The following is an 11,615-nucleotide window of genomic DNA, read 5'->3' as shown; positions in this document are numbered from 1 at the left end:
GCTTTCCCATGACGGCCCACGCCGACCTTTCGCCGACCCTGCAACTCGCTTGCGACCTGATTCGCCGCCCTTCCGTGACCCCGGTCGATGCCGACTGCCAGAAGCTGATGATGCAGCGCCTGGGCGATGCCGGTTTCAAGCTCGAGCCGATGCGTATCGAGGACGTCGACAACTTCTGGGCCACCCACGGCAAGCATGAAGGCCCGGTGCTGTGTTTCGCCGGTCACACCGACGTGGTGCCGACAGGTCCGCTGCAGGCCTGGCAGAACGATCCGTTCGATGCCTTGATCGACGAGCACGGCATGCTCTGCGGTCGCGGCGCGGCCGACATGAAAGGCAGCCTGGCCGCGATGCTGGTGGCCGCCGAGCGTTTTGTCGCGGACTACCCGGACCACCGCGGTTCGGTCGCCTTCCTGATCACCAGCGACGAAGAAGGCCCGGCCCACCACGGCACCAAGGCCGTGGTCGAGCGCCTGGCCGCCCGTAGCGAGCGCCTGGACTGGTGCATCGTCGGCGAACCGTCGAGCACCACCCTGGTCGGTGACGTGGTGAAGAACGGCCGCCGTGGCTCCCTCGGCGCCCGCCTCACCGTGCGCGGCGTACAGGGCCATGTGGCCTACCCGCACCTGGCGAAAAACCCGATCCACCTGGCCGCTCCGGCCCTGGCCGAACTGGCCGCCGAGCATTGGGACAATGGCAACGCCTTCTTCCCACCGACCAGTTTCCAGATTTCCAACCTCAACTCGGGGACCGGTGCGACCAACGTGATCGCCGGCGAACTGGTGGCGTTGTTCAACTTCCGCTTCTCCACCGAGTCCACGGTTGAAGGCCTGCAACAGCGGGTCGCGGCGATCCTCGACAAACACGGCCTGGACTGGCACGTGGAATGGGCGCTGTCCGGCCTGCCGTTCCTCACCGAGCCGGGCGCGCTGCTCGATGCGGTGTCGGCGAGCATCAAGACCATCACCGGGCGTGACACCAAGGCTTCCACCAGCGGCGGCACCTCCGACGGGCGCTTTATCGCGACCCTCGGCACCCAGGTGGTCGAGTTGGGCCCGGTCAACGCGACCATTCATCAGGTCAACGAGCGGGTCCTGGCCAGCGACCTCGATGTGCTGACCGAAATCTACTACCAGACCCTGATCAAGTTGCTTGCCTGATGCTCACCTGCCCCCTCTGCAGCGCACCCCTGAGCGCGGTCGACAACGGCGTGGCCTGTCCGCTCGGGCATCGTTTCGACCGGGCACGCCAGGGTTACCTGAATCTGTTGCCGGTCCAGCACAAGAACAGCCGTGATCCGGGCGACAACCTGGCCATGGTCGAAGCCCGACGGGACTTCCTCAACGCCGGCCACTACGCGCCGGTGGCCCGCCGCCTGGCGGAGCTGGCGGCCGAACGGGCGCCGGGACGCTGGGTCGATATCGGCTGCGGCGAGGGCTACTACACCGCGCAACTGGCCGAGGCCCTGCCCGCGGCTGACGGCTATGCGCTGGATATTTCCCGCGAGGCGGTCAAGCGTGCCTGCCGGCGCAACCCGCAACTGACCTGGTTGATCGCCAGCATGGCGCGGGTGCCATTGGCCGACGCCTGCTGCCAGTTTATCGCCAGCGTGTTCAGCCCATTGGACTGGCAGGAGGCCAAACGCCTGCTGAGCCCCGGTGGCGGCCTGATGAAAGTCGGACCGACCAGCGGCCACCTGATGGAACTGCGCGAGCGTCTGTACGATGAAGTGCGCGAATACACTGACGACAAGCACCTGGCCCTGGTACCGGAGGGCATGGCGTTGCAACACAGCGAAGTGCTGGAGTTCAAGCTGAGCCTGGCCAGCGCCCAGGACCGGGCGAACCTGCTGGCCATGACGCCCCACGGCTGGCGAGCCAGTGCCGAGCGCCGGGCGCGGGTCATCGAACAGCCGGAGCCGTTCGAGGTCAGCGTGTCGATGCGCTACGATTACTTCGTTTTGCAATAACCCCACTCTTCATGGCCTTGGACACGGGTTCAAGGCCGGCAAAATCCGCGAATGGATTTTTCGAACAACCGCAGCGAGGATTTCCATGCGCCAGCCCGATATCGAGATTTACCTCAAGGACGACGACGTCGATCACAAGGCCGTTGCCGCCTGGCTCGGCGCCGCCCTGGGGCCTTGCAGCGACTGGGTCCAGAAAGGCCAGACCTGGAAGTGCCAGGCCGGCAGCGTGCCGGTGACCTGGTTGCCCAAGGCCGTGGGCAAGTGGAACAGCCTGTACCTGGAAAGCGACCAGACCCCGTGGGACGACGACATCGCCTGCGCCCGCGCGGCCTTTGCCGCGCTGAACGTGGAAGTGCGTTGTGCCCCGGGCAGCTGGGTCGAGGAAGAAGGCGAGGAGACGGCCGATCGCTGGATCCGCATCAGCGCCGATGGCGAAGAAGAGATCACCTGGCGTACGGCCTGACGCTCACTGACTCCGGGCAGGGGGCTTGCCACAGCAAGCCCCTCTCACTCACAGCCCGACCACATCCTCGGCCTGCAGGCCTTTCTGGCCTTCCACCACCGCGTACTCCACCTGCTGCCCTTCGGCCAGGGAGCGGTGGCCTTCGCCACGAATCGCGCGGTAGTGCACAAACACATCCGCTCCGTCTTCGCGCAGAATAAAGCCGTAGCCCTTGGCATCGTTGAACCACTTCACATTGCCCGTCTCGCGAGTTGCCATGAATCCGTACTCCGTCTTGTTATTGTTGGGGTGGGCCCGGCTCGACGGGCCCCGCCTGCAGCATCGCCAGAACATCGTGCTGCGCGGATGAATCCTACCGTTCATGGCGAACGACCGAGTATAAGACAGGTCAAAAAACTCTCAATCAATATTAGTTCGCCGCGTTTTTGCCGATTTTTGACGAATACGGCACACTAGCCGCCCCGAGCAAACGCTCGGTTCAATCCATTTGCCTGCAGAAGCCGTATGACCCGTTCCCCGTTCCGCCGTCTCGTGTTTGGTACCTTGCGCCGCCTCCTGTACCTGTGGGTGCGCTCGGAGACGATCAACCAATCGTCGCTGACTCTCGACCTCGACCGCAGTCGGCCGGTGTTCTACGTCCTGCAATCGCCCTCGCTGACCGACCTGGCCGTGGTCGACCGCGAATGCACCAAGGCCGGCCTGCCGCGCCCGGTGCTACCGGTGTCGGTGGGTTCGCTCATGGAGCCTGCGGCGTTCTTCTACCTGACCCCCGAGCCCGACTGGCTCGGCCGCCAGGACAAGCGCGGCGCGCCACCGACCTTGACCCGCCTGGTCAGCGCCTTGAGCGAGAACCCCGCCGAAGATGCGCTGATCATCCCGGTCAGCGTGTTCTGGGGCCAGTCGCCGGACAGTGAATCGAGCCCCTGGAAACTGCTGTTCGCCGACAGCTGGGCGGTCACCGGTCGCCTGCGCCGCCTGATGAGCATCCTGATTCTCGGGCGCAAGACCCGCGTGCAGTTTTCCGCGCCGATCCACCTGCGCGGCCTGATCGAACACAACAAGGGCCATGAGCGCACCGTGCGCATGGCCCAGCGGATCCTGCGGGTACACCTGCGCAACCTCAAGGCCGCGGTGATCGGCCCGGACATCTCGCACCGGCGCAACCTGGTCAAGGGCCTGGTCAACGAGCCGATGGTGCGCCAGGCGATCCTCGAGGAGGCCCAGCGCGAGAACATCTCCGTGGAAAAAGCCCAGGCCCAGGCCCTGCGCTACGGCAACGAGATCGCCTCGGACTACACCTACACCGCCATCCGCTTCCTCGAAGTGGTGCTGAGCTGGTTCTGGAACAAGATCTACGACGGCATCAAGGTCAACCATATCGAAGGCGTGCAGGCCGTGGCCCAGGGCCATGAAGTCATCTACGTGCCTTGCCATCGCAGCCATATCGACTATCTGCTGCTGTCGTACCTGCTGTTTCGCAATGGCCTGACCCCGCCGCACATCGCCGCCGGGATCAACCTCAACATGCCGGTGATCGGCAGCCTGCTGCGCCGCGGCGGGGCGTTTTTCATGCGCCGTACCTTCAAGGGCAACCCGCTCTACACCTCGGTGTTCAACGAGTACCTGCACACCCTGTTCACCAAGGGTTTCCCGGTAGAGTACTTCGTCGAAGGCGGTCGCTCGCGTACCGGGCGCATGCTGCGGCCGAAGACCGGCATGCTGGCCATCACCCTGCGCAGCTTCCTGCGCTCCTCGCGCATGCCGATCGTCTTCATCCCGGTGTATATCGGCTATGAGCGGGTGCTCGAAGGTCGCACCTACCTGGGTGAACTGCGTGGCGCGAGCAAGAAGAAAGAATCGATCTTCGACATCTTCAAGGTCATCGGCGCACTCAAGCAGCGCTTCGGCCAGGTCGCGGTCAACTTCGGCGAGCCGATCAAGCTGGCCGAGTTCCTCGATCAGGAACAGCCGGACTGGCGCGCCCAGGAACTGGGTCCGCAATTCCGCCCGGCCTGGCTCAATGAAACCACCAACCGCCTGGGAGAGCGCGTCGCCCGCCACCTCAACGAAGCCGCGGCGATCAACCCGGTGAACCTGGTGGCGCTGGCGCTGCTCTCGACCACCCGCCTGGCCCTCGACGACCGCGCCATGGCCCGGGTCCTCGACCTCTACCTGGCGCTGTTGCGCCGCGTGCCCTACTCGCCGCACACCACCCTGCCGGAAGGCGACGGTCGCGCGCTGATCCAGCACGTCAAGGACATGGACCTGCTGGCCGAGCAAAGCGATGCCTTGGGCAAGATCCTCTATCTGGACGAGCAGAACGCCGTCCTGATGACCTATTACCGCAACAACGTGCTGCATATCTTCGCCCTGCCGTCGTTGCTGGCGAGCTTCTTCCAGAGCGCCTCGCGCATGAGCCGCGAACAGATCCTGCGCTACAGCCGCGCGCTCTATCCGTACCTGCAGGCGGAACTGTTTATCCGCTGGTCACTGGACGAGCTGGACGCGGTGATCGACCAATGGCTGGAGGCGTTCGTCGAACAGGGCCTGTTGCGCCTGGAGAACGACGTCTACCTGCGCCCGGCACCGAGCTCGCGGCACTTCGTGCTGCTGACCCTGCTGTCGCGGAGCATCGCCCAGACCCTGCAACGGTTCTACATGGCCATCTCGCTGCTGCTCAATAGCGGCCAGCACAGCATCAGTGCCGAGGAGCTGGAAGACCTCTGTACGGTCATGGCCCAGCGCCTGTCGATTCTCCATGGCCTGAACGCCCCGGAATTCTTCGACAAGAGCCTGTTCCGCCACTTTATCCAGACCCTGCTCGACCTCGATGTACTGCGCCGCGACGCGGCCGGCAAACTGGGTTATCACGAACTGCTCGGCGAGCTGGCCGAGGGCGCGGCGAAACGGGTACTGCCAGCGGAAATCCGCCTGTCGATTCGCCAGGTGGCCCTGCATCGCAGCGAAGATGCCGCCGAACAGAACCCCGAGTCGGGTTCTGACGTAGGATAAGACGAACCACCCACATCAGACCATTCGGTAAAGCAGCAAGGATGCTTCTCCGCCGGTTTTCAAGCGCAAAGGCCCGTGTAGACTCAATCTTGCGTTGCCTTTGACGCGTTCGATAAGGACATCGAGATGACCGCAAAAAACGTCGTGACCGCTGTTTTCCACTTTCCACCGGACTACAGGATCCCGGCCAAGGCCGAAACCCGTATCACCCTGCGCAACCGCTGCAGCGACACCCTGCTGGGAACCTGGACCAGTGCGCAACTACCCGACCAGTCGCCGTGGCGCTTTACCTTCGAACTGCCGGCGGACCTCAAGCGTAACTGCAAGGTCGAGATCGACATCGACCTGAGTGTCGCCGGCACCTCGCTGCTGCCGGACATCAAATACAGCTTCCGCTGGCGCCGGGACAACCAGGAAGAAACCTTTCACCTGAGCCCACCGGGGTACCTGTACCTCAGCGCGGCGCTGGTGCCGATGATCGGCACGCAGGACAACACCCTGGCTACCCTGAGGCTGGTGGCCCAGACCGAACCGGGTATTCCGGTGCATGTCCTCAGCGAGGAAATCACCTTCTTCAAGGGCTCGATCCCGCGCTACCTGCGCTACGACGTGAAAAAGGTCAAGCCGGGCCAGATCTACGAGACCCAGGGCACCTTCGGCAGCCGCCGTAAATTCACCATGAAGCCCATTCCGCGCAGCGTCGTACTGCTGAAAGAGAAACCCCAGAGCCTGATCCTCAGCGCCTGAGTGGCAGGCAACACCTGTAGAAAACTGGTGTTTGCCGATAAATCCGTTAGATTCTTACTGGCTGGCGCCAGGTTTCTCCTGGCGCCACGGATTTCCCCACTGATCCCAACAAGGAAGCTTCCATGCTCCGTCCCTCCCTTCGTCTGGTCGGCCTCTGCGCAGGCCTGCTGATTTCCGTCAACGCCCTGGCCTTGTCCCTGGGCAGCCTCTCCCAGGGTGAAGCCTCCGGCGGCCTCAAGGACGCGCTGGCCCAGGGTGCCGTCGCCGCCGTGACCAACCTCGGCAAGCCGGGTGGTTTCAGCAACAACCCTGCGGTGAAGATCGAACTGCCGGGCAGCCTCGGCAAGGTCGCCAGCAAGATGAAGCAGTTCGGCATGGGCGCCCAGGTCGATCAACTGGAAGCCAGCATGAACAAGGCGGCGGAAGCCGCCATGCCACAGGCCCAGGCGTTGCTGGTGGACGCCGTGAAGAAAATGACCGTGACCGATGCCAAGGGCATCCTCACCGGTGGCAAGGATTCGGCGACCCAGTACCTGGACAAGACCAGCCGTGAGCAGATTCGCGCCAAGTTCCTGCCGATCGTCAAGGAGGCTACCGACAAGGTGGGCCTGGCCAAGCAATACAACTCGTTCGCCGGGCAGGCGGCGACCCTCGGAGTACTCGATGCCAAGAGTGCCAACGTTGAAGGCTACGTAACGGAAAAAGCCCTGGACGGCCTGTTCAAGATGATCGCCCAGAAGGAAGAAGACATCCGCGCCAACCCGGCGGCGGCGGCCACCAGCCTGGCGAAGAAGGTGTTTGGCGCGCTCTGACGTTTTCGGTAGGTGCTTGTCTGATTCAAGACGACTTGGACAAGCTCTACTCCGCTCATCAAGAAATCAAGTTTCCGCACGCCAGACTTTCTGAATTTCAGTTTTATCGACCATCGAAAAGACCCACTCGCGCCCCTCCTTCTTTTTGCTGAACACCTTCAGATCAACCAATCCATTCAAGGCCGCGCTGGCAGTATTATAAGAACAGTCAAGATTCTCTTTTACATTGACGGCAGTAAAATGCTTCGCCTTGCCACTTTTGGCTACTTGGAAAATGATTTTCTGTTTTTCACTGAACTGCTTATACAGCCCGGAATCCCACAGCCACCGATTAAAGTCCTCAGCCTCCCGAACACTCCTCTCATAGGCCGTTTTCAGCTCATTGACCGCACGCATGACAATAGAACATTGGCAATCAACAAAATAGGTAATATCCAACTCATCCGTTTCTGCATAAAGATACGAATGGCCGTATTGAACCGCCGCTTTTTTCAGCAAGACACTGATCGATACGTAGCGAAATGCACCGTAGTCACTTTTAAACATGAACCAATAGAAAAGCGCTCTGGCAACACGCCCATTACCGTCTCTGAAGGGGTGTTCATAGCCTAATGCAAAGTGAAGAGCAATGGCTTTGACCAAAGGATGGATATAGCCACCACCCGGCCCATCGTCATGGCGGATATTAATCCACTCAGAAAGCGTCTCAAGCCTTTGAACAATGCCCTCAGCCGGGGGGGGCGTGTGAACGACGTTACCCTCCCCGTCCTGTACGACGACCTCATCGGTTTCTCTAAATCTGCCGGGGGAGTATTTACTGTCATCGATATCTTCAACACCGATTCTATGCATCGCCAAAATCAGCTCGACGCTCAGTGGCTCCGCCTTCATCTCCCAGGCAAAATTCATGAGTTTGAAATTGCCAATAATCATTTTTTCGTCGGGCGTACGCGGCTTCCGACTGCGCTTCAGCATATCTTTTGCTACCAACGTCGTGGTAGAGGCGCCTTCCAACTGGCTGCTGCTGATCGCCTCATCTTCAATGAGATCATTCAATAGATAATTAAAGTGCGCTTGCTCACCTATGGCGCCCGTCATATATTTCAATGCCGCGGTGGTTGCATTGATATCCACGGTGGAAATCGTTTTTTGGGCGACGGGCGTTAAAATATAATTGCACCAAGTCGTAGGCTCTCCAACAGGCAGGATTTTTGAATACTGATCCGCCCTCGCCGACTTCACAATACTCCAGCAAACGATCGTATCAAGATGTTTCGGAAAACGATGGCGCAGCTCTTCAAAGGGCAAATAGCGTCCTTTGTCATCCAGTGGCTTATGCAACCCCATATAGTCCGATATATGATTTTTATAGGGTTCACTCTGAATCAAGCTGAAAACTTCATTCAGAGTCTCTGGCGGCGGCTTGATCATCACTGTCTCAAAATTTTCATTTCTGAGACAGGAGTACAGCAGAAAATCGCTGCTATCTCAATAAGCAGAAAAAATGAGACATCAACCCACCTGACGAGTGGGTTGATGACGTACCTAGGCTTCGACCTTCTTCACCCTGAACCACCCCGCATACAGTGCCGGCAGGAACAGCAGGGTCAAGGCCGTCGCCACGATCAAACCGCCCATGATCGCCACGGCCATCGGTCCGTAGAACACGCTGCGCGACAGCGGGATCATCGCCAGCACCGCCGCCAGGGCGGTCAGCACGATGGGGCGGAAACGCCGCACCGTCGCTTCGATAATTGCCTGCCATTGCGACATGCCCGCGCGGATATCCTGTTCGATCTGGTCCACCAGGATCACCGAGTTGCGCATGATCATCCCCGACAGGGCAATGGTCCCGAGCATCGCGACAAAACCGAACGGTTGGCGGAACACCAGCAGGAACAGGGTCACCCCGATCAGCCCCAGCGGCGCGGTGAGGAACACCAGCGCCACCCGCGAGAAGCTGCGCAGTTGCAGCATCAACAAGGTCAGTACCACCACTATGAACAGTGGCACGCCGGCATTCACCGAGGCCTGGCCGCGCTCCGAATCCTCCACGGTACCACCGACCTCCAGCAGGTAGCCGTCCGGCAACTCGGCGCGAACCGGATCCAGGGTCGGCATGATCTGCTTGACCAGGCTCAGGGGCTGCTCCTGGCCGTAGATGTCGGCGCGGATCGTCACGGTCGGCAAGCGGTTGCGGTGCCAGATAATGCCTTCCTCGAAACCGTACTCCAGGGTCGCGATCTGCGACAGCGCCACGCTGGTGCCGTTGTCCGTCGGTACCGCCAGGCTAGGCAATGCCGACAACTGGTTGCGTTCCTGGACAGTGCCGCGCATGAGGATTTCGATCAACTCGTTGTCCTCGCGGTACTGGCTGACGGTCGAACCGGTCAGCGACAATTGCAGGAAGCGCGACAGGTTCGAAGTACTCACCCCCAGCGCCCGGGCCCGATCCTGATCGACGTTCAGGTAGACCACCTTGCTCGGCTCTTCCCAGTCCAGGTGCACATTGGTCACGTGCGGATTCTCACGGACCTTGGCCGCCACCTTGCGCGCCAGGGCACGGACCACTTCGATATGCTCGCCGGTCACCCGGAACTGCACCGGATAACCCACGGGCGGTCCGTTCTCCAGGCGTGTCACGCGTCCGCGCACATCGGCGAACTGCTCGTCGAGGACCTTGATCAGCCAGGTGCGCAGCACTTCCCGATCCTCGATGCTCTTGGCCAGCACGACGAACTGGGCAAAGCTGGTGGCCGGCAATTGCTGGTCCAGCGGCAGGTAGAAACGCGGCGAACCGGTACCGATATAGGCGACATAGTTGTCGATACCGGGATGATCCTTGAGCAGGGCTTCCAGACGCGCAACCTGTTCGGTGGTGTTGTTCAGGGACGCGCCTTCGGCCAACTTCAGGTCGACCATCAGCTCCAGCCGCCCCGAGGCCGGGAAGAACTGCTGCGGCACAAAGCGGAACAGCAGCAACGAGCCGATAAACAGCGCGACAGTCAGCACGATCACGGTTTTACGACGGCGTACGCACCACTCCACCATGCGCCTGACACGCTGGTAAAACGGTGTGCCATAAGGGTCCGGTTGTTCGCTGCCATGCTTGGCGGCGTGGATCTTCGCCAGGTCCGGCAGCAGCTTTTCCCCCAGGTAAGGTACGAACACCACCGCCGCGATCCACGACGCCAGCAGGGCCAGGGTCACCACCTGGAAAATCGAGCGGGTGTATTCGCCGGTGCCCGACTGCGCGGTGGCAATCGGCAGGAAACCGGCGGCGGTGATCAGGGTGCCGGTGAGCATCGGGAACGCCGTGCTGGTCCAGGCAAAACTCGCCGCCTTGAGGCGGTCGAAGCCCTGCTCCATCTTGATCGCCATCATCTCCACGGCAATGATTGCGTCATCCACCAGCAAGCCGAGGGCCAGTACCAGCGCGCCGAGAGAGATCTTGTGCAGGCCGATGCCCAGGTAGTACATGGCGGCAAAGGTCATCGCCAGCACCAGCGGAATCGCCAGCGCCACTACCATCCCGGTGCGCACACCCAGGGAGAAGAAACTCACCAGCAACACAATGACCAGGGCTTCCACCAGCACCTGGACGAACTCACCGACGCCGGTCTTCACTGCCGCCGGCTGGTCGGAGACCTTGCTCAGTTTCATCCCCGCCGGCAGGTTTTTCTGGATACGCGCGAACTCGATCTCCAGTGCCTTGCCCAGCACCAGGATATCGCCGCCCTCGTTCATCGCCACCGCCAGGCCGATCGCGTCTTCGCCCATGAAGCGCATGCGCGGTGCCGGTGGATCGTTGAAGCCACGGTGCACCTCGGCGACATCGCTGATACGGAAGGTGCGGTCACCGACGCGGATCGGGAAGTTCTTGATCTCGTCGACGGTCTTGAAGTTACCGCTGACCCGCAGTTGCACACGCTCGGTCGGGGTCTCGAAGAAGCCGGCGGTGGACACCGCATTCTGCTCCTGCAGGGCCTGCTGCACCGCACTCAGCGGCAGGCCAAGGGTCGCCAGCTTGACGTTGGAGAGTTCGATCCAGACCTTTTCGTCCTGCAGACCGAGCAGATCGACCTTGCCCACGTCCTTGACCCGCTGCAACTGGATCTGGATACGGTCGGCGTAGTCCTTGAGCACGGCGTAGTCGAAACCCTCGCCGGTCAGGGCGTAGATATTGCCGAAGGTGGTGCCGAACTCATCGTTGAAAAACGGCCCCTGGATATCCGGCGGCAAGGTCTGGCGGATATCGCCGATCTTCTTGCGGACCTGGTACCAGAGGTCGGGAACCTCCGAGGAATGCATCGAGTCCCGGGCCATGAAGGTCACCTGGGATTCCCCTGGCCGGGAGAAGGAGATGATTTTCTCGTACTCGCCGGTCTCCATCAGCTTCTTTTCAATGCGTTCGGTGACTTGCCGCGAGACTTCCTGGGCCGTGGCCCCCGGCCAGTTGGTCTTGATGACCATGGCCTTGAAGGTGAACGGCGGGTCTTCGCTCTGCCCCAGCTTGGTGTAGGACAAGGCTCCGACCAGCGCGAGCAGAATCATCAGGAACAGTACGATCTGGCGATTACGCAACGCCCATTCGGAAAGATTGAAACCCATC

At 61.2% G+C, this 11,615-nt stretch carries 9 protein-coding genes; 6 read left to right on the top strand and 3 right to left on the bottom strand.

Annotation, left to right across the window (positions count from 1 at the left end; translation table 11 throughout):
- The first annotated feature begins 8 nt into the window (after positions 1-8).
- The 3 genes from dapE to M5C56_RS24045 all read left to right on the top strand — a co-directional run bounded on the left by dapE (position 9) and on the right by M5C56_RS24045 (position 2,432).
- Positions 9-1,160 (top strand): succinyl-diaminopimelate desuccinylase, encoded by a 1,152-nt coding sequence (dapE, locus tag M5C56_RS24055; protein WP_103497400.1) that lies wholly within the window; start codon positions 9-11, stop codon positions 1,158-1,160.
- Complete coding sequence (locus M5C56_RS24050) at positions 1,160-1,969, top strand: putative RNA methyltransferase (RefSeq protein ID WP_103497401.1); 810 nt, start codon at positions 1,160-1,162, stop codon at positions 1,967-1,969. The genes dapE and M5C56_RS24050 overlap by 1 nt, the downstream gene beginning before the upstream one ends.
- Before the next feature lie 85 nt (positions 1,970-2,054).
- Positions 2,055-2,432 (top strand): hypothetical protein, encoded by a 378-nt coding sequence (locus tag M5C56_RS24045; RefSeq protein WP_100942407.1) that lies wholly within the window; start codon positions 2,055-2,057, stop codon positions 2,430-2,432.
- A gap of 48 nt (positions 2,433-2,480) precedes the next feature.
- Here M5C56_RS24045 and M5C56_RS24040 read toward each other — a convergent pair whose 3' ends face one another.
- Positions 2,481-2,690 carry a cold-shock protein gene (locus M5C56_RS24040; protein WP_100942406.1) on the bottom strand — a complete coding sequence of 70 codons (210 nt, stop codon included), beginning with the start codon at positions 2,688-2,690 and terminating at the stop codon, positions 2,481-2,483.
- A gap of 246 nt (positions 2,691-2,936) precedes the next feature.
- Between M5C56_RS24040 and plsB the strand changes: the two genes are divergently transcribed.
- From plsB to M5C56_RS24025, 3 genes are all read left to right on the top strand, one after another.
- The gene (gene plsB / locus M5C56_RS24035; RefSeq protein ID WP_103497402.1) at positions 2,937-5,444 is read left to right on the top strand and encodes a glycerol-3-phosphate 1-O-acyltransferase PlsB; all 2,508 of its coding nucleotides are present in this window, start codon (positions 2,937-2,939) and stop codon (positions 5,442-5,444) included.
- Between the two features lie 126 nt (positions 5,445-5,570).
- On the top strand, positions 5,571-6,191 hold the full coding sequence (locus tag M5C56_RS24030; RefSeq protein WP_103497403.1) for a hypothetical protein: 621 nt from the start codon (positions 5,571-5,573) through the stop codon (positions 6,189-6,191).
- A gap of 122 nt (positions 6,192-6,313) precedes the next feature.
- Positions 6,314-7,003, top strand: coding sequence for a DUF4197 domain-containing protein (locus tag M5C56_RS24025; RefSeq protein ID WP_103497404.1), 690 nt, complete (start codon positions 6,314-6,316; stop codon positions 7,001-7,003).
- Positions 7,004-7,069: 66 nt separating this feature from the next.
- Here M5C56_RS24025 and M5C56_RS24020 read toward each other — a convergent pair whose 3' ends face one another.
- Complete coding sequence (locus M5C56_RS24020) at positions 7,070-8,434, bottom strand: Fic family protein (protein WP_103497405.1); 1,365 nt, start codon at positions 8,432-8,434, stop codon at positions 7,070-7,072.
- A 114-nt stretch (positions 8,435-8,548) separates the two neighbouring features.
- Complete coding sequence (locus tag M5C56_RS24015) at positions 8,549-11,614, bottom strand: efflux RND transporter permease subunit (protein ID WP_103497406.1); 3,066 nt, start codon at positions 11,612-11,614, stop codon at positions 8,549-8,551.
- Position 11,615 lies beyond the last annotated feature (1 nt).

It is taken from the genome of Pseudomonas sp. MWU13-2862 (assembly GCF_023242495.1).
Taxonomy (GTDB): domain Bacteria; phylum Pseudomonadota; class Gammaproteobacteria; order Pseudomonadales; family Pseudomonadaceae; genus Aquipseudomonas; species Aquipseudomonas gingeri_D.
This window is presented reverse-complemented; position numbering and strand designations above follow the sequence as displayed.